Genomic DNA, 18,186 nt, shown 5'->3' with positions numbered 1-18,186 from the left:
AATATCGTAAATATTTTTGAGTATAGAAAGTGTTTTTTATCTCTAGGCAGAAGCTTATGCGTTTTACCCCGCGTTAAGGGTAGTAATGGCATCCTTTTTTTGCTGCCACATATGGCAAAAAAAGATATAATGGATAACCTGGTTGCATTTAAGCCCTAAAGGATTAAATACAAAACGCCCCATTAAAACCAATATCCCAAGTTGAAAAACCAGTAGCTATCTCTAGTTTCTGGAGAGTAACTATATCTTGCTTCTATAGGGCCCAAAAACGAATCAAAAGAGTAGCCTAAGGCGTAACCTGAATATTCTGGCAACGATAACCAGTCCGTGGTGTCAAACAGCCTATCTGATACATTGGCATAGTTTGCGGTAACCATTAGGTGGTTTTTTGGAACAAATTGATAGTCTAGGTTTATGCTTGCTTTGATATAAGAATCTGCTGCTATGGATAAAAAATCATACCCGTAAAACGGTTTAAAATTATTGATAAAATTATTACCGTAACCTCCAAGTACAAAATCAAGAAACTGATTGGCTTTTGGATTTATTTTAAACCCTCCGTCTGTTACTAAATTAAAAGATAAGTTATCTGTTGCTTTGAAGGCATAACCTAGCTCTGCTTTAAATATAGAAAATGGAGAAAAATCTGTTGAAAAATCTGATGAATACATGTAGTAGTTGGCTTCTCCTAAAAAGAAAAGACCTTCTGTTGGGTAATACTTACTGTCATAGGTATCAAATTTTAACTGCCCAAAGAGACTAACGTAATTACTGTTTTCAAAAACTGTTTCGTCTTGGTTATCTGTGGACAAAATAGTTTCAGTTGTTACTTTAAGTTTTTTATGCTCCACACCAAGTGACAAGGCTAAATCGTTTCTGAATAATGTTTGCAAGTAAAACTGGTTGGTAAAATCTGTTAGCTCTGTATCCAATTTATTGATTCCTACATCTAAGACTTCTGACTGCGACAGAAAAGCATTGGCCACTACGCCTTGATCAAACTCGTTATACCTAGATTTTAAACCAATACTCCAATACATCCCTTTATCTATAAAATAATCAAAGTTATATCTAACATGGTCCCCGATAATTAAATCTAGAGACACCACATCGTTTTTTAATAGAAATTGGTTTTTAGTAATATTAGCTAAAATGGCACTTTTATAAAGGTCGTCATAATGTAACCCTAGTTTTAAAAACGTTGTTTTTTTAGTTTCGCTTACTGTAGTTATTAATCTGTAAAAATCATCTTCATCTTTTTTAAGCTCGTAAAAAAAGCTGTCAAAGTTATTAGTTGCTACAACATTATTAGCACCTTCTGCCAGCTCTGTGTATGCTATTTTAGTATAGGGTCTCATTTTTAATTTACCCAAAATGTAAGATCTTGTGTACTTATTTATACCGTTAGTTTCGATATAATTAATTTTTAAACTATCTGAATAGACCGTATTTAGTCTTTCTATTGGCTTTTTAGTCTGCTTTTCTTTTAAGTTTTTTAAAACGTCTATGTGCGCTCGAGCAGCTATTTCTCCGTTTTTTATAATTTGGTTACCGTCGTCAAAAGAAACAACATTGAATTTTGAAATATCTGGTTTTAAATAAATATCAGTCTGTGTAGACTTGATTTTCATGTCATTTATAGTCCTGAAATTATTTATTTGAAATAATATTTGTGGTGCTGATGACAGATCTGTACGATTAGCTAAACCATCCTGAACGTCCACACCAATAATTATATCCATCCCTTTTGCCTTAAGCTCGCTAATTGGATAGTTATTTACTACGCCTCCATCAATCAAAAGCTGACCATCTATCTCAACAGGTTGAAACAGCGATGGAAAAGCACCACTAGCTCTAACCGATTGTGGCAAATTACCTTTGTCTAAAACAACTTGCTGACCGGTTTCTACATTTGTTGCTATACAAAAAAATGGGATTGGTAGTTTTGAAAAATCGTCCTGATAACTAACGTGTAACATTAATTTAGTTAATAAATTAAATGTATTTTGTCCTCTAGATAATGCTGACGGTAGTTTTACTTTTAAGTGATCAAAAGGCAATGTTACTGCATAGCGCTCTGAAATCTCCCTTTCGTAAGTTGATTGCGCTGACCTTGGAATATTATCGGCTATTAAATTATCAAAATCTACACCTTTAAAAATAGAATCTAACTGTTTACCTGAGTAACCAGAAGCATATAAGGATCCAATAATTGCCCCCATACTGGTCCCTGCTACATAATCTACTCTAATACCTAAACTATCTATAACTTTTAAAACACCAATATGTGCAAACCCTTTTGCACCACCACCACTTAACACCAAGCCAACTTTAGGCTCCTGCTCTTGGGTTTCTTGCGCTTTAAGGCTGCTGCTTAATGCAAATATTAATAGTATAACAATGCTTATTTGCTTCATTCCTTATGGTAATAATTATATATTTTTGCTGCTCTTGAAATCCCTACAACATCTTCTAACTCATCCAATTTAGCGTTAGAAATACGTTTTGCAGATTTAAACTTTTTTAGTAATTCTACAATCGTTTTTTCTCCAATGCCTGGAATAGTTTCCATTTCTGTATTTAACGCTTGTTTACTTCTTTTATTTCGATGATGCTCAATTCCAAAACGGTGTGCCTCATTACGTAATTGCTGAATTATTTTTAGGGTTTCCGATTTTTTATCTAAATATAAAGGAATTGGATCATCAGGATAAAATAATTCTTCCAAACGTTTTGCAATACCTATAATTGCTATTTTATTACGTAACCCTAAAAGATCTAAACTTTTTAATGCAGAAGACAATTGCCCTTTACCTCCATCAATAATTATTAATTGTGGCAATGGTTGCTCTTCTTCAAGCAAGCGTTTATAACGTCTAAACACCACTTCTTCCATGGATGCAAAATCATCAGGACCAACAACCGTTTTGATATTAAAATGGCGATAATCCTTTTTGCTTGGTTTTCCGTTTTTAAACACAACACAGGCTGCAACAGGATTAGTACCTTGGATGTTTGAGTTATCAAAACACTCGATATGTCTTGGCTCTTGCCCTAAACGTAAATCTTGTTTCATCTGCGCCATAATACGATTGGCGTGACGATCAGGATCTGTGATTTTAACTTGTTTAAAACGCTCCATCCTATAATACTTTGCGTTTCTAATGGATAAATCTAAAATATGCTTTTTATCTCCTAGTTGTGGTACTGTTACTTTTAATTGCTCTCCAATATTTACCTTAAAAGGTACATATATTTCTTTTGAATTGGAGTTAAAACGTGCTCTAATTTCAATTATAGCTAATTCTAGAAGCTCTTTATCGCTTTCGTCTAGCTTCTTTTTAATTTCTAAAGTATGTGACCTAATAATAGATCCATAGGATAATTGTAAAAAATTAATATAACTATGTCCAGCATCACTAACAATAGAAAACACATCCACATTACTAATCTTTGGATTAACAATTGTTGACTTAGCTTGGTAGTTTTCTAAAACTTCAATTTTTTCTTTAATACGTTGCGCAGCTTCAAACTCCATATCTTCTGCAAACTGATTCATTTGCAATTTAAAATTGCCTAAAGAGTCTTTAAAATTCCCTTTTAAAATCTCTCTGATTGCTGCTATGTTTTCGTGATAATTAGCTTCTGTCTCTCGACCTTCGCAAGCGCCTTTGCAGTTTCCTAAATGATACTCTAAACACACTTTATACTTACCTTCACTAACCTTATCCTGTGCCAAGTTATAATTACAAGTACGTAATTTATACAATCCATTAATTAGACCTAGTAACGTTTTTACGGTTTTCATACTAGTGTAAGGCCCAAAATAATCGCTACCATCTTTTATAACCCGACGGGTAGGAAACACCCTTGGAAAACGCTCCTTCTTAATACAAATCCATGGATACGTTTTATCGTCTTTTAATAAAACATTATAGCGTGGCTTATGTTTTTTTATTAGATTGTTTTCTAATAACAATGCGTCTGTTTCTGTCTCTACAACAATATGTTTGATATTAGCAATACGCTTTACTAAAACTCTAGTTTTACCATTTTCATGAGTTTTTGTAAAATACGAACTGACTCTTTTTTTTAGATTCTTGGCTTTACCAACGTATATTATGGTGCCTTCAGCATCAAAATACTGATAGACTCCGGGAGAATCCGGTAAGGTTTTAAGCTGAATATCTAAAGCTGTATTACTCATTCTGACGTTAAAAATGGAAGATATTTGATTGTTAACCAAAGGTAATTATTTAAAAACAACTTAACGTTTATAGGTCAAATTTTAACCTAAAAATAAAAATTATATGTTTACTTATTTATTACCTTGCACCTCTTTTTAAACACTAAAAATGACAAAAAAAACCATTGGTAGAACCGATAAAATCAACTTCCCAAAGTTAGATTTATTTGAAGTGGACTGTAAAATAGATACAGGAGCCTACACCTCTGCAATACATTGCTCCAAAGTAGTTGTTAAAGACGACGGGTTACACTGTACTTTTTATAGCAAAGGACACCCCAACTTTAATAGTAAAACTAAAGTCTTTGAAGAGTACACCTTTACAGACGTAAAAAGCAGCAATGGTTTTGTAGAAAACCGCTACAAGATAAAAACAGAAGTAGTTTTTTTTGGTAAAACATATAAGATTAACTTAACTTTAAGCACAAGAGACGATATGAGATTTCCCGTTTTAATTGGTAGACAATTTTTAAAACGTAAATTTTTAGTAGACGTCGATATCCTAGACCAATCCTTTAATTATAACAAATAACATGAACATTGTAATCTTATCTAGAAACGCTAATTTATACTCAACAGATCGTTTGGTTGAAGAAGGTGAAAAAAGAGGTCATAAAATAGAGATCATAGATCCTCTAAAATGTGACATCATTATTGAAACTGAAAAACCAACCATCTTTTATAAAGATCGTTATTTAGATTATGTAGACGCTATTATACCGCGTATTGGTGCTTCTGTAACATTTTACGGTTGTGCAGTGGTAAGACAATTTGAAATGATGAATGTTTTTACAACAGCTTCTTCTGAAGCCATTTTAAGGTCTAGAGATAAGCTAAAAAGTTTACAACGTTTAAGCAAAGCTGGTATTGGAATGCCAAAAACAGTGTTTACAAACTACTCTAGAGATGTTGAGGAAGTTATTGAGCATGTTGGTGGTGTGCCGGTAATTATTAAATTACTAGAAGGTACTCAGGGGTTAGGTGTCGTTTTAGCCGAAAGTAAAAATGCTGCAGAATCTGTTTTAGAAGCCTTTAATGGTTTAGAAGCTAGAGTTATTGTACAAGAATTTATAAAAGAAGCTAAAGGTGCGGATTTACGTGCTTTAGTGGTAGATGGTCAAGTAGTTGGCGCTATGAAACGTCAAGGAAAAGAAGGCGAATTTAGATCTAACTTACACCGTGGAGGAAGCGCAAACATTATAACATTAAGTGACGCAGAAACGCAAGTTGCCATGAAAGCATCTCAAGCCTTAAAGCTACCAGTTTGTGGTGTAGATATGTTACAATCTGAAAGAGGTCCATTACTTTTAGAAGTAAACTCTAGCCCAGGATTAGAAGGTATTGAAAATGCGACAGGTAAAAATATCGCAAAAAATATCATCAATTATATTGAGAAAAACACAAATAAATAAACGATGTACACAAACGACGTTTTAGAAATTTTAGGAGAAACTATCAAACCTGGCCAAAGTGCAGAAGTTAGTTTTAATGTTGCGAAATTGCACACTAGAACTCCTGTAGATGTACCTATTATAATAGAACGTTCTAAAAAACCAGGTCCGACAATTTTGTTTACTGCGGGAATCCACGGTGACGAAATTAATGGCGTGGAGATTGTACGTCAACTAATATCCAAAGGCATTAATAAACCCAAAATAGGAACGACTATTTGTATTCCTGTCCTTAATATTTTTGGGTTTATAAACATGGAACGCGCTTTTCCTGATGGTCGCGATTTAAACCGTGTATTTCCAGGTATGAAAAACGGCTCTTTAGCTAGTCGTGTAGCCTATGAGCTAATACAAGAAGTGGTGCCACATGCCGATTTTATTGTAGATTTTCACACCGGAGGAGCCTTTAGATTTAATGCCCCACAGATACGTATAGAACGAGGAAGCGAAGATGATGATGTCATGGCCGAAATCTTTGGCGCGCCATTTATCTTATATTCTCAAAACTTAAACAAATCGTTTAGAAACGCTTGTAATAAATTAGGGAAACCTATCTTATTATATGAAGGAGGGAAATCTTTTGACCTAGACAATACCGTCACAAACACTGGTGTTAATGGTGCAAAACGCATCATGAATCATTTTGGAATGTTACGTAGACAGTTTAAAGTATCAGAACCTAAAAAAGAATGCGTTAAAATAACAGAAAGCTCTTGGCTTAGAGCTAAACATTCTGGTATGTTTAAAGCAACTATTAAACTTGGTGTTGAAGTCAAAGTTGGTGATGATATAGGAAACATAACCGATCCTTACGGAAAATTCAACCATTTTGTCAAATCTAAACATGCTGGTTATATAATAAACATTAACCAATCCCCGATTGTATATCAAGGAGATGCGTTGTTTCATATTTCGACGGAAGTCTTAAAATAGTTTAAGATGAAAAAAGCTGACTTAAGACCAAAATATAAAGCTTTACGCGCTTTGCTTTCCCATACTGAAATTGATGATCACAGTCTTGCAATTGCTAATCAGTTATTAAAGTTAACTATTTGGGACTATAACTTTTATCATTTATTTTTAACTATTGAAACACAGCAGGAAATTAACACAGATTACATTTTAAACATTCTGTCTGGTAAGGATAAAAACATTGTTATTTCTAAAAGTAATTTTAGCAACAACACCTTAAGTAATTTTTTATTAACCGATGCTACCACACTTAAATTAAGCACTTACAATATACCAGAACCTATTGATGGTATTCCAATTGCTAACACTAGCATTGACGTGGTATTTGTACCGCTTTTGGCGTTTGACTTAAAAGGAAACCGTGTGGGATATGGTAAAGGATTCTACGATAACTTTCTAGCAGACTGCAAACCAGAAACTATAAAAATAGGGTTGTCTTTTTTTGAAGCTGAAGCTGAAATTGAAGATGTTTATAAAGATGACATCAGCCTAGACTATTGCGTAACACCAAAGACTATTTACGAGTTTTAATTCTCTTCATTTTTAGGAAACGCTTTTCCATTAAAAAATATCAAAATACAGAAGCCAATACTAATAGCAACATCTGCTACATTAAAAACAGGCTCGAAAAACGTAAAATAGTCTCCTCCAATTCCAGGAATCCATTCTGGCAAATAACCTTTCCATAATGGCAAATACAACATGTCTACAACTTTACCATGCAAAACACTATCATACCCTTGTTGTGGCAAAAAACTAGCCACTTGAGAGACACTATCATCAAACAACACACCATAAAATACAGAGTCCAAAATATTACCTAAAGCACCTGAAAAAATAAAGACAAGTGCTAAAATTAGCGTTTTAGACTGTTGTTTTTTAATAGTATTTGTCAACCAATAGCCAATACCAATAATTGCAAAAATCCTAAAAACTGTTAAACATACTTTTGCTGTCCTATCTGAAATAGCCGGAATAATATCGCTTAGTTTAGTACCCCAAGCCATACCGCTATTTTCAATAAAATAAATTTTAAACCAACTAAAAAGAGCAACATCCTCTCCTAAAACAAAATGTGTTTTCACATATATTTTACTTATTTGATCAATAAGTAAAATAACAATTATTAGTAATGATGCTTTTTTAATATTCATATAAATTGGAATGCTTTTACTATGCTAAGCGCAAGTAGAATTTACAAAACAAAAATAGACTTATTTTTCTATTCTAGTCACGATAATATTTCCGTTAATGGAGTGGCAACTTATTGCATACTTTCCATATTTAAACTGAAGTATCTCTACCGTACCTGTTTTACTAAACGCCTCGACTTTTGCTAGATTAGTTTGCACAGCAATATTCCCATCGATAGTATTAATAACCGCATCACCTAGAAAGTCCTTTAATTGACAACTACCCTGATTAGACTCGATAAAAACCGCGGTATAAATCCCTGTGATAGTTACGGAAGCAATATCACTTTTAACATCCAAAGACATGTGTTCCGGAACCAAGAGCTCATACTCCACAGATAATACTTTATGCGCGCTTAACTTATCGTTATCACTTACAAATAGAGGCTGAAAGGCTGATGATATAAATAATGTTTCAGCTGAAACACTATCCAAAACAACTAAATTCTGAGCGTATTCGCCATCTATTTTAACCTTCAAGGTAATTGTATCTGACGGACCATTTTTTACATTAATTTTAAAAACATCACTACCTGCTATAGTCACCGTTTTTATAGCGTCAGCACGCCACATTTTTTCTTTGCTTATTTGCGCGTAAAAAGAACTGGTAATCAATAAAAATAAAAAGGTTATTCTAATTTTCAATGGTGCTATTTAGTGTAAATGTAAAACGCTTCAATAGTAATTGAAGCGTTTTAACTTATTATATTTTAGATCTAATAAACATTAGACCACTATTTTTTAATTGCTCAAAAAATTATGACTGCATATTCTTTGCTTCGATACTTAACGTTGCGTGAGGCACTAACTCTAATCTTTTAGGATTAATTAGTTTACCCGTTACGCGACACACACCATAGGTTTTGTTTTCGATTCTAATCAAAGCATTTTTAAGATCACGGATAAATTTTTCCTGTCTTATTGCTAAAGCAGAATTAGACTCTTTACTCATAGTCTCACTCCCTTCGTCAAACGCTTTAAATGTAGGCGACGTATCATCAGTACCATTATTATGATCATTCATGTAGGCACTTTTGATCAATTCTAAGTCATGCTTAGCACTTTTAATTTTTTCGTGTATTAGCACTTTAAAATTTGCTAAATCCTTGTCTGGGTATCTTACGTTTATATCTGATGCCATAATTTTAGTTTTTTTGAATAAATAGTTTGGTATTTACATCATCAAAAGCAATTTCTATACCACTATTTAATTGATTAATAATTTTTAGATCGTCAGTTAAGGTTTCAGCCTTAATATACTCTAAATTAGCTTGTACTGCTTTCACAATATTTTCATCTTCTTGAAGCTGAACAGAAATTCTATCTGTAACTTCAAAACCTGAATCTTTACGCAAATTTTGAATACGGTTTACCAACTCTCTAGCAATTCCTTCTTCTTTTAATTCTGGCGATATGGTTACATCTAAAGCAACGGTTATACTTCCTTCGTTTGCAACTAGCCAACCCTCAATGTCTTGAGACGTGATTTCTACATCACCACGTTGTAATGTAATACTTTTTCCATTACACTCGACATCGATCTCTCCTTTTTGTTCAACAACTTTAATGTCCTCTGCAGTCATCTTAACAATCACACCTGCAATTGCTTTCATATCTTTTCCAAAACGTGGTCCTAACGCTTTAAAATTGGGTTTAATTTGTTTTACTAATATATCTGACGCATCTTCTAAAAGCTCGATATCCTTAATGTTTACCTCATGCTTTATTAAATCTGCAACTGCTAGAATTTCTTCTTTTTGTTGTTCAGAATCTATCGGAATCATTATTTTTTGCAACGGTTGACGCACTTTTATTTTTTCTTTAGCTCTTAATGATAATACTAACGACGAAATAGTTTGAGCATTTTCCATTTTGCGCTCCAACGACTTATCAACAAATCTAGCGTCAAATTTTGGAAACTCAGACAAATGTACACTCTCAAACGTTTCTGATTGTGTTGTTTTTGTTAAGTCTATGTAAAGCTTGTCCATAAAAAACGGAGCAATTGGCGCACCTAATTTTGCTATGGTTAACAAGCATGTATATAATGTTTGGTATGCCGAAATTTTATCTGTTTGATAATCTCCTTTCCAGAAACGTCTTCTACTTAAACGTACAAACCAGTTACTTACATAATCTTGTGTAAAGTCAGAAATAACCCTTGCTGCTTTTGTCGGCTCATACTCGGCATAATACTGATCTACTTTCTGAATTAAGGTATGTAATTCTGATAATATCCAACGGTCTAACTCAGGTCTATCTTCTAATGGGATTTCCGCTTCAGCGTAACTAAATTTATCTAAATTAGTATATAAACTAAAGAAAGAATACGTGTTATAAAGTGTTCCGAAAAATTTACGTTTTACTTCTTCAATACCATCTAAATCAAATTTTAAGTTGTCCCATGGATTTGCATTAGCAATCATGTACCAACGTGTTGCATCTGCTCCGTAAGTATCTAAAGTTTCAAATGGATCTGTTGCATTACCTAAACGTTTAGACATTTTCTGTCCGTTTTTATCTAACACTAATCCGTTTGACACTACGTTTTTATAGGCAACCGAGTCAAATACCATTGTTGCAATAGCATGCAATGTATAAAACCAACCTCTAGTTTGATCTACTCCTTCCGCTATAAAATCTGCAGGAAAGGCTTCGTTATTATCTATTTTTTCTTTATTCTCAAAGGGGTAGTGCCATTGCGCATAAGGCATTGATCCAGAATCAAACCACACATCTATTAAGTCACTTTCGCGTTGCATTGGCTGCCCACTTGGAGACACTAATACGATACCATCTACAATATTTTTATGTAAATCTAGCTTAGCATAGTTTTCTTCGGAATTGTTACCAACTTCAAAATCTTCGAATATATCCTTAGCTAAAACGCCAGCTGAAACTGCTTTTTGCATTTCGGCTTTAAGCTCTTCAACAGATCCAATACAGATTTCCTCCTTACCATCTTCCGTTCTCCAGATTGGTAATGGAATACCCCAATAACGCGATCTAGATAAATTCCAATCGTTTGCGTTAGCTAACCAATTACCAAAACGCCCAGTACCTGTTGATTTAGGTTTCCAGTTAATGGTATTATTATTAGCTACCATTTTTTCTTTAACATCAGTAACTTTAATAAACCAAGAATCTAATGGGTAGTATAAGATTGGCTTATCTGTACGCCAGCAATGTGGGTAACTGTGCTTATATTTTTCTACCTTAAAGGCTTTATTTTCTTCTTTTAATTTAATTGCTAACTCAACGTCTATTGATCGTTCTGGAGCTTCGCCATCATTATAATATTCATTCTTAACATACTTACCACCAAACTCACCCATTTCTGGTCTAAAACGTCCTTGTAGATCTACAAGAGGCACTAAGTTTCCATTATCGTCTTTTACCAATAATGGTGGTATTTCTGGGGTAGCTTGTTTTGCTACTAAGGCATCATCTGCTCCAAATGTTGGTGCTGTATGCACGATACCTGTACCATCTTCAGTTGTTACAAAGTCTCCAGCAATAACTCTAAAAGCATCCTCTGGATTATCATTTGGTAACGCATATTGAAGCAGTTGTTCGTATTTAATACCAACAAGGTCTTTTCCTTTAAATTCTTTTACAATAAAATATGGGATTACTTTATCACCACCATTATATTCTGAAAGATCTGCTTTAGCTTCTACTTGATTAAATAACTTTCCGGCAAATTGTTTACCAACTAAAGCCTTAGCCATTATTACATTAATTGGCTGAAAAGTATATTGGTTATATGTTTGAACTAAAACGTAATCTATTTTTGGTCCAACAGTTAACGCAGTATTACTTGGCAATGTCCAAGGTGTTGTAGTCCATGCTGTAAAATGGATATCGCCTTCGTTTTGCAAAAAGTCAGGCAATGTACTTTCAATAGCTTTAAATTGTGCAACGATAGTTGTATCTGTTACATCTTGATATGCACCAGGTTGGTTAACCTCGTGCGAGCTTAATCCTGTTCCTGCTTTTGGAGAATACGGTTGAATGGTATACCCCTTGTACATTAGCTTTTTAGAGTAAATCTCTTTTAAAAGCCACCAAACAGTTTCCATGTATTTAGGCTCGTAAGTAATATATGGATCTTCCATATCTACCCAATACCCCATTTTTTGAGTCAGATCATTCCAAACGTCCGTGTAACGCATAACTGCTTTACGACAGGCTGCGTTATAATCTTCCACCGATATAGTTTTACCGATATCTTCTTTGGTAATACCAAGTTCTTTCTCTACACCTAATTCTATTGGTAAACCATGCGTATCCCAACCAGCTTTGCGCTTAACTTGGTACCCTTTCATGGTTTTATATCTTGGAAAAATATCTTTTATAGCACGTGCTAAAACGTGGTGTACACCAGGCAAACCATTAGCTGAAGGTGGTCCTTCAAAAAACACGTACGGCTCTGCATTATCTCTAGTTGATACACTTTTTTCAAAGATATTATTGTCTTGCCAATACTTAAGAATTTCTTCTGCTACGTTTGGTAAGTTAAGTCCTTTATATTCAGGGAATCCTGCGCTCATTTTTTCTGATTTCTATGTCGAGTTGCGAAATTAAGGAATTCTGTTTAAAACTCTGATTTTTGAGCATAAAAAAAGCTTAAATCAAAAACATGAAAACTTAAAAAACTAAGAAATTAAGAATAAAGCGGAATAGACTATGTAATTACTAAATCTACTAAGTCTTCAATTTTTGAAATTAACTGTACTTTAATCACGGTATCTTTTAAAGAAATTTTATTGTATTTAGACACAAATATGGTAGAGAAACCAAGTTTTTCTGCTTCAAGGATACGCTGTTCCACACGTTGGACTGGACGGATTTCTCCTGACAAACCAACCTCTGCAGCAAAGCAATAATTAGATGGCAAGGCATCATCTTCATTTGAAGACAATATAGCAGCAACTACAGCTAAATCTATTGCCGGATCATCTACATTTATACCTCCAGTAATATTTAAAAACACATCTTTAGCTCCTAATCTAAAACCTGCGCGCTTTTCTAAAACAGCTAACAACATGTTTAAACGTTTAGCATTAAATCCTGTTGCACTACGTTGTGGCGTACCATAAACCGCTGTACTTACCAATGCTTGCACTTCTATCATTAATGGGCGCATGCCTTCTAATGTTGCAGCAATAGCATTACCTGATAACTCTTCGTCTTTTTTAGAAATTAATATTTCGCTTGGATTAGAAACTTCTCTCAATCCTGAACCTTGCATTTCATAAATACCAAGCTCGTGCGTAGAACCAAAACGGTTTTTTTGAGCACGTAAAATTCTAAACACATGGTTACGATCGCCTTCAAACTGGAGTACCGTATCCACCATATGCTCTAATATCTTTGGACCAGCAATATTACCATCTTTAGTAATATGTCCAATTAAAATTACAGGCGTATTTGTCTCTTTTGCAAATTTAATTAGCTCTGTAGTACATTCTTTTACTTGGCTAATACTTCCGCTTGACGATTCTATATAATCTGAATGAAGTGTTTGAATAGAATCTATGATAACAATATCAGGCTCTAAAGCTTCAATTTGCTTAAAAATATTTTGTGTTTTAGTTTCAGTAAGAATGTAGCAACTTTCGTTATTAGGATTAATACGTTCTGCACGCATTTTTATTTGCTTCTGACTCTCTTCCCCTGAAACGTATAGCGTTTTATAAGGTAGTTTTAATGAAATTTGAAGCAGCAACGTACTTTTACCAATACCTGGCTCTCCTCCCAATAAAGTCAATGACCCTGGCACAATACCACCACCTAAAACACGATTAAATTCGGCATCTAGAGTATCTAATCTTGCCTCTTTGGAAGAGTCAATTTCTTTTATCCTTAACGGTTTTGATGTTCTTTTAGATGTATTACTTGGTGTTTTCCAATCGCTTTTTTCTGGTTTTTGAACCAACTCTTCCACAATTGTATTCCACTCTTTACAAGCGTTACATTGACCTTGCCATTTTGCATATTGCGTACCACAATTCTGGCAAAAAAAACTTGTTTTTACTTTTGCCATAGTTTAGTATCCAAAATCTGCCTTAATCTGTTCTGCTAATTCTAAAACGTGATCTTTAGTAATACCTGCAATTTCAGATAAAACATAAGCTGACTGATAGGTTTTCATTGCTTTTTTAGGCTCTCCTGTTTCTTCAAAAAAGCGTCCTAAATAATAATTACCAAGTAATGTTTCTGGGTATTCTTTACGCGCTAATTTTCCTAAATCTTCAAAATATTCCCATTTTTCATTCTTTTTTATAGCTGCTTCAATAGCTTTAAAATCGTTGATTAAAATAGGTTTTTCAATGCCAAATAAATCATCAATCATTTGATATTTATCTGTCAGATATTCCACTGGATTACCTTCTAATTTAAGAATAGTCTCTTTATATTCTGTCTTACTAATTGGTTGAAACACAAAAAAGATACTCTCCAAAGCTTTTGGTATCGCATGCGCTGGCAACGTATAATGAGATGGTCCTTCAAACGTATCAAACGTTTTTAAAACGTTACTGTTTTCTATACTTTCTAAACTTTTAGATAAAGCTTCTGTTGTTTCTTGAATACCCTTAGTATCATTAGTTGTAGTCGCTAAATAATAAAAAGTTTTTTGTTCTAATTTAGGAAACACTTCCGTTAAATAACTAGCCATATCCGGTGCTAATTCTGGACTTAAGACAATATAAGACTGAAATAAAGGCACTCCTTTTAATAAGTAATAATTTATAAAATTGGCTGATTTTCCATGTCCAATAGCTACTTTAAAATTTTCTGTACGGAAGGTTTTATCTACAAAAGGAACCAGTTCCATACTAATAAACTCAAAAAACTCGGCACCTGACTCAACAGGTAATGAATTCTGCTCACTATAATAACAATCGTTTTCACGTAATCCGTATTGATTAATTCCAATTACAATAGCTTCCGGAATATCTTCCCAATAAGCGTAATAATCAACATTACCTGCAACAGGTTCAAACAAATAATCTGCATCAAAGACATAAATTACAGGATACTTTTTACTTGACGTATCGTAATTTCTAGGTAACTGGATTTTTATTTGCCTTGTTTCCCCTAACTTTTCAGAATTAAGCTCTTTATAAATTGTTTGAGCAGTCACGTTTGACATTATAAATAGGCCAACAAATAGAAAAAGAATACGTTTCATGATAAGTATAATTTAAGTTTGGGTGTAAGTTACAAATTATTTGTTTCGGTTAAAAAATGGAAGATATAATAACGAAATTCCTCCGCAAATAAAAATTAGTATTGTGCTAGAGCTCCACATAATCCATCCAAATGCACGACTTGGATCTTCAGGCAAGCTAAATAAAGAAAAAGCAATAACAATAGCTTCTGGGTAAGACCCAATACCACCATTAGTTGCAGCAACACTAAAGGTTGCCAAAATAAAACCTATTAATATCGCGCCAAATGGAATACTATTTAAATCTGAAAAGGCTAATGTTGTGACATAAAACATTAATAAATACATCACCCAAATAAATAGTGTATGAAAAATAAAGGCCCACTTTTTTTTCATTTTAAAAATACTAAGCGCTCCTTCTATCAATCCGCTAACAAACCCTTTTATCTTTAATGCTATTTTAGAAGTGCTACGCCTTAAAACCACTATAAATATAACACCTAGAATAACTAAAACAGAACCAGCAAAAATCACTTTAGCAAGGTCAAACTTGGCTACTAAAAAGTTATATATAAAATCAAATTGGATAAACAAAGTAACAGCTATAATCCCTAGCATGACAATCATGTCCGCAATACGTTCTGCTACTATAGTACCAAAACCTTTTTCAAACGGAACGCCTTCATAATTTGTTAAAATAGAAGCTCTGGCTACTTCTCCTGCTCTTGGGATAGTATAATTAATCAAATAGGTTGCAAATACAGCCATAATACTATTACCTAGCTTGATCTTATAACCAAGAGGCTCTAGCATAAAAACCCATCGATAGGCACGAGACAAATGACTTAAAAGACCAAAAAACACACCTAAAAGAATGTACCCGTAATTTGCATTCTTAGCAAAATCTAAAATATCTTGAAAAGATAATTTTGACAGAGAATACCATATTAAAAATGCTCCCAATATAATTGGGAGCACGATTTTTAAAAGTTTTAAAACTGGCCTTTTGGACATTTATTTTAATAAGTTATTTGCTTCATTGGGAAATACCAATGATGGCTTAAAAACTTTAGCTTCTTCAATATCCATAAAAGCGTACGTTATTAATATCAAGATATCGTCTTTAGCAACTAATCTTGAAGCCGCACCGTTTAAGGTGATTTCTCCACTGTTTCTTGGCCCAGGAATTGCATAGGTTTCCAAACGTGCGCCATTATTGTTATTTACAATTTGCACTTTTTCTCCTTGAACAATATTTGCTGCATCCATTAAATCTTCATCAATAGTAATACTACCAATATAATTTAGGTCTGCACCTGTTACTTTAACTCTGTGAATTTTAGATTTTACTACTTGTATTTGCATAGGAACAAAGGTAATTAATTTAGAGCGATATTATCTATTAATCTTATGTCTCCTGCATAAACTGCAATAAACGCTCTGTAAGTGTTAGTTTTATGTTTTCGTTTTACTGTTTTTAATGTGTCAACATCGGCAATTATAAAATACTCCAATTCTAATATATCATGATTTACAAACTGCTGCTCAACCCATTGTGTAACTATAGTAGCACTTTTTGTGCCAAATTTTATTTGTGCCTCTTGCAACGTTTTATAGATAAACGGTGCAGCTATTTTGTAATCGGGTTTTAGCCTTACATTTCTAGAACTCATGGCTAAACCATTGGCTTCTCTATGTATTTTACATCCCACAATGTTTACTCCCAAATGATACTTACTAACCAATTTTTTAATAATAGTTAATTGCTGAAAATCTTTTTCTCCAAAATAAGCATTATCAGGCGCTACAATTTCAAACAAACGCTTTACAATTGTTCCAACACCATCAAAATGCCCTTTTCTAAAGCGACCTTCCATTTCAAACTCCAAACCATCAAAACTAAAATGTTGCGCTACAGTATTACCCTCGTATATATCGTCAACACCAGGTGCGTATACAATTATATTTGGTGACACTGTTTTTAAAAGTGCTACATCATCTTCTAAAGTACGCGGATATTTTTTAAGATCATCAGCATTATCAAACTGGGTTGGATTAACAAAAATGCTAACCACCATTACACCATTATTTAGGAGCCCTTCCTTTATCAAAGACATATGTCCCTGATGCAAAGCGCCCATGGTTGGTACAAAACCTATTTTAGTCCCTTCCTCTTTCAAGGCGGTAACGTGTGTACCTATTTTGTTTTTATTAGTAAATACAAGCATTTTTAATATTTAATTAACGAATGCAAACTTAATATTTTAGTCGCACTTTGCATAAATTTTCGTACTTTTGCGTGTTTTTATTGATAATTCTGAAAAGCTAAACAATATTATGAAAGATAAGAGGATATTATATGTATCATCTGAAGTGGTACCTTATTTACCAGAAACAGAGATTTCTTCAATGTCATTTGAGACGCCTAGAATGGTGAATCAACAAGGCGGACAGATTAGAATTTTTATGCCTAAATATGGTAACATCAACGAGAGAAGACATCAACTACATGAAGTTATTCGCTTATCTGGAATTAATTTAATTGTAAACGATTTAGACATGCCTTTAATAATAAAGGTTGCCTCTATCCCAAAAGAGCGTATTCAAGTTTACTTTATTGATAATGACGAATACTTTAAAAGAAAAGCAACTTTAACAGATGAAGATGGAAATCTTTTTCAGGATAATGACGAACGTGCAATTTTCTTTGCAAAAGGTGTTATTGAAACAGTTAAAAAATTAAACTGGTCTCCAGATATTATTCATGTACATGGATGGTTAGCTTCTTTATTACCATTGTATTTAAAACAATTTTATAAAGACGAACCACTTTTCAACGAAAGCAAAATAGTAACATCTATATATAAAAGTGGTTTTGAAAAAACACTTAATCCTGATCTAATCAAAAAAATACAATTTGATAAAATCGATGATGATAAAATCAAAACATTAGTTGAGCCAACATATAATAACCTAATGAAAGTCGCAATTGATAGCTCTGACGCATTAATTGTTGGATCAGAAGATTTACCTGAAGAGTTAACAACTTACCTTAAAGAGTCTGACAAACCTGTTTTAGAATATCACGCAAAAGACGAATTTAGCGAAGCATACACTAATTTTTATACAAACAGCGTTTTAGACTAA

The 18,186-nt window shown here is 33.4% G+C and carries 16 protein-coding genes; 5 read left to right on the top strand and 11 right to left on the bottom strand.

Annotated features, from left to right (window positions below; all coding sequences use genetic code 11):
- Positions 1-182: 182 nt before the first annotated feature.
- Both ACZ2G2_RS06955 and uvrC read right to left on the bottom strand, forming a co-directional pair.
- Entirely contained in the window at positions 183-2,417 is a 2,235-nt protein-coding gene (locus tag ACZ2G2_RS06955; protein WP_470394713.1) for a patatin-like phospholipase family protein, read from the bottom strand.
- Positions 2,414-4,207: an excinuclease ABC subunit UvrC gene (gene uvrC, locus ACZ2G2_RS06950; RefSeq protein WP_470394711.1), complete on the bottom strand. Its 1,794-nt coding sequence runs from the start codon at positions 4,205-4,207 to the stop codon at positions 2,414-2,416. Before uvrC ends, ACZ2G2_RS06955 begins: the two co-directional genes overlap by 4 nt.
- Before the next feature lie 148 nt (positions 4,208-4,355).
- Here uvrC and ACZ2G2_RS06945 point away from each other — a divergent pair, with 148 nt between their 5' ends.
- Genes ACZ2G2_RS06945 through ACZ2G2_RS06930 form a run of 4 tightly spaced genes read left to right on the top strand, consistent with a single transcriptional unit; the run spans position 4,356 to position 7,200 of the window.
- Entirely contained in the window at positions 4,356-4,778 is a 423-nt protein-coding gene (locus ACZ2G2_RS06945) for an ATP-dependent zinc protease family protein (protein WP_090836699.1), read from the top strand.
- 1 nt (position 4,779) lies between these two features.
- On the top strand, positions 4,780-5,658 hold the full coding sequence (rimK, locus tag ACZ2G2_RS06940) for a 30S ribosomal protein S6--L-glutamate ligase (RefSeq protein WP_090836701.1): 879 nt from the start codon (positions 4,780-4,782) through the stop codon (positions 5,656-5,658).
- Positions 5,659-5,661: 3 nt separating this feature from the next.
- A complete protein-coding gene (locus ACZ2G2_RS06935; protein ID WP_470394709.1) occupies positions 5,662-6,630 on the top strand; it encodes a succinylglutamate desuccinylase/aspartoacylase family protein in 969 nt (322 codons plus the stop codon).
- 6 nt (positions 6,631-6,636) lie between these two features.
- Positions 6,637-7,200 carry a 5-formyltetrahydrofolate cyclo-ligase gene (locus ACZ2G2_RS06930; protein ID WP_282069727.1) on the top strand — a complete coding sequence of 188 codons (564 nt, stop codon included), beginning with the start codon at positions 6,637-6,639 and terminating at the stop codon, positions 7,198-7,200.
- Here ACZ2G2_RS06930 and ACZ2G2_RS06925 read toward each other — a convergent pair.
- The 9 genes from ACZ2G2_RS06925 to panC all read right to left on the bottom strand — a co-directional run bounded on the left by ACZ2G2_RS06925 (position 7,197) and on the right by panC (position 17,267).
- Positions 7,197-7,823, bottom strand: coding sequence for a lipoprotein signal peptidase (locus tag ACZ2G2_RS06925; protein ID WP_101202083.1), 627 nt, complete (start codon positions 7,821-7,823; stop codon positions 7,197-7,199). The two genes, ACZ2G2_RS06930 and ACZ2G2_RS06925, sit on opposite strands and share 4 nt — an antisense overlap.
- 60 nt (positions 7,824-7,883) lie before the next feature.
- Positions 7,884-8,507, bottom strand: coding sequence for a hypothetical protein (locus ACZ2G2_RS06920; protein WP_470394706.1), 624 nt, complete (start codon positions 8,505-8,507; stop codon positions 7,884-7,886).
- Positions 8,508-8,619: 112 nt separating this feature from the next.
- A complete protein-coding gene (locus ACZ2G2_RS06915; RefSeq protein WP_470394704.1) occupies positions 8,620-9,003 on the bottom strand; it encodes a TraR/DksA family transcriptional regulator in 384 nt (127 codons plus the stop codon).
- A 4-nt stretch (positions 9,004-9,007) separates the two neighbouring features.
- Positions 9,008-12,415: an isoleucine--tRNA ligase gene (gene ileS / locus ACZ2G2_RS06910; protein WP_470394702.1), complete on the bottom strand. Its 3,408-nt coding sequence runs from the start codon at positions 12,413-12,415 to the stop codon at positions 9,008-9,010.
- 134 nt (positions 12,416-12,549) lie between these two features.
- On the bottom strand, positions 12,550-13,911 hold the full coding sequence (radA, locus tag ACZ2G2_RS06905; protein ID WP_090836715.1) for a DNA repair protein RadA: 1,362 nt from the start codon (positions 13,909-13,911) through the stop codon (positions 12,550-12,552).
- Positions 13,912-13,914: 3 nt separating this feature from the next.
- Positions 13,915-15,060 (bottom strand): alpha/beta hydrolase, encoded by a 1,146-nt coding sequence (locus tag ACZ2G2_RS06900; protein ID WP_470394700.1) that lies wholly within the window; start codon positions 15,058-15,060, stop codon positions 13,915-13,917.
- Positions 15,061-15,096: 36 nt separating this feature from the next.
- The gene (locus tag ACZ2G2_RS06895) at positions 15,097-16,053 is read right to left on the bottom strand and encodes a lysylphosphatidylglycerol synthase transmembrane domain-containing protein (RefSeq protein WP_470394699.1); all 957 of its coding nucleotides are present in this window, start codon (positions 16,051-16,053) and stop codon (positions 15,097-15,099) included.
- Positions 16,054-16,404 (bottom strand): aspartate 1-decarboxylase, encoded by a 351-nt coding sequence (panD, locus tag ACZ2G2_RS06890; protein ID WP_028291594.1) that lies wholly within the window; start codon positions 16,402-16,404, stop codon positions 16,054-16,056. It lies immediately after the preceding gene.
- A 14-nt stretch (positions 16,405-16,418) separates the two neighbouring features.
- Positions 16,419-17,267 (bottom strand): pantoate--beta-alanine ligase, encoded by an 849-nt coding sequence (gene panC, locus ACZ2G2_RS06885; protein WP_470394698.1) that lies wholly within the window; start codon positions 17,265-17,267, stop codon positions 16,419-16,421.
- Between the two features lie 109 nt (positions 17,268-17,376).
- Here panC and ACZ2G2_RS06880 point away from each other — a divergent pair, with 109 nt between their 5' ends.
- Positions 17,377-18,186 (top strand): glycogen/starch synthase, encoded by an 810-nt coding sequence (locus ACZ2G2_RS06880; protein WP_470394697.1) that lies wholly within the window; start codon positions 17,377-17,379, stop codon positions 18,184-18,186.

The sequence above is a fragment of the Olleya sp. KKT75 genome (assembly GCF_055635485.1).
Note: the sequence above shows the minus strand (reverse complement) of the source record. Positions and strands in the feature narration are given on the sequence as shown.

Excerpts from the sequence above, each read along its gene's own strand:
- ACZ2G2_RS06955 (WP_470394713.1), bottom strand. The coding sequence starts at position 2,417 with ATGAAGCAAATAAGCATTGTTATACTATTAATATTTGCATTAAGCAGC.
- uvrC (WP_470394711.1), bottom strand. The coding sequence starts at position 4,207 with ATGAGTAATACAGCTTTAGATATTCAGCTTAAAACCTTACCGGATTCT.
- ACZ2G2_RS06945 (WP_090836699.1), top strand. The coding sequence starts at position 4,356 with ATGACAAAAAAAACCATTGGTAGAACCGATAAAATCAACTTCCCAAAG.
- rimK (WP_090836701.1), top strand. The coding sequence starts at position 4,780 with ATGAACATTGTAATCTTATCTAGAAACGCTAATTTATACTCAACAGAT.
- ACZ2G2_RS06935 (WP_470394709.1), top strand. The coding sequence starts at position 5,662 with ATGTACACAAACGACGTTTTAGAAATTTTAGGAGAAACTATCAAACCT.
- ACZ2G2_RS06930 (WP_282069727.1), top strand. The coding sequence starts at position 6,637 with ATGAAAAAAGCTGACTTAAGACCAAAATATAAAGCTTTACGCGCTTTG.
- ACZ2G2_RS06925 (WP_101202083.1), bottom strand. The coding sequence starts at position 7,823 with ATGAATATTAAAAAAGCATCATTACTAATAATTGTTATTTTACTTATT.
- ACZ2G2_RS06915 (WP_470394704.1), bottom strand. The coding sequence starts at position 9,003 with ATGGCATCAGATATAAACGTAAGATACCCAGACAAGGATTTAGCAAAT.
- ileS (WP_470394702.1), bottom strand. The coding sequence starts at position 12,415 with ATGAGCGCAGGATTCCCTGAATATAAAGGACTTAACTTACCAAACGTA.
- radA (WP_090836715.1), bottom strand. The coding sequence starts at position 13,911 with ATGGCAAAAGTAAAAACAAGTTTTTTTTGCCAGAATTGTGGTACGCAA.
- ACZ2G2_RS06900 (WP_470394700.1), bottom strand. The coding sequence starts at position 15,060 with ATGAAACGTATTCTTTTTCTATTTGTTGGCCTATTTATAATGTCAAAC.
- ACZ2G2_RS06895 (WP_470394699.1), bottom strand. The coding sequence starts at position 16,053 with ATGTCCAAAAGGCCAGTTTTAAAACTTTTAAAAATCGTGCTCCCAATT.
- panD (WP_028291594.1), bottom strand. The coding sequence starts at position 16,404 with ATGCAAATACAAGTAGTAAAATCTAAAATTCACAGAGTTAAAGTAACA.
- panC (WP_470394698.1), bottom strand. The coding sequence starts at position 17,267 with ATGCTTGTATTTACTAATAAAAACAAAATAGGTACACACGTTACCGCC.
- ACZ2G2_RS06880 (WP_470394697.1), top strand. The coding sequence starts at position 17,377 with ATGAAAGATAAGAGGATATTATATGTATCATCTGAAGTGGTACCTTAT.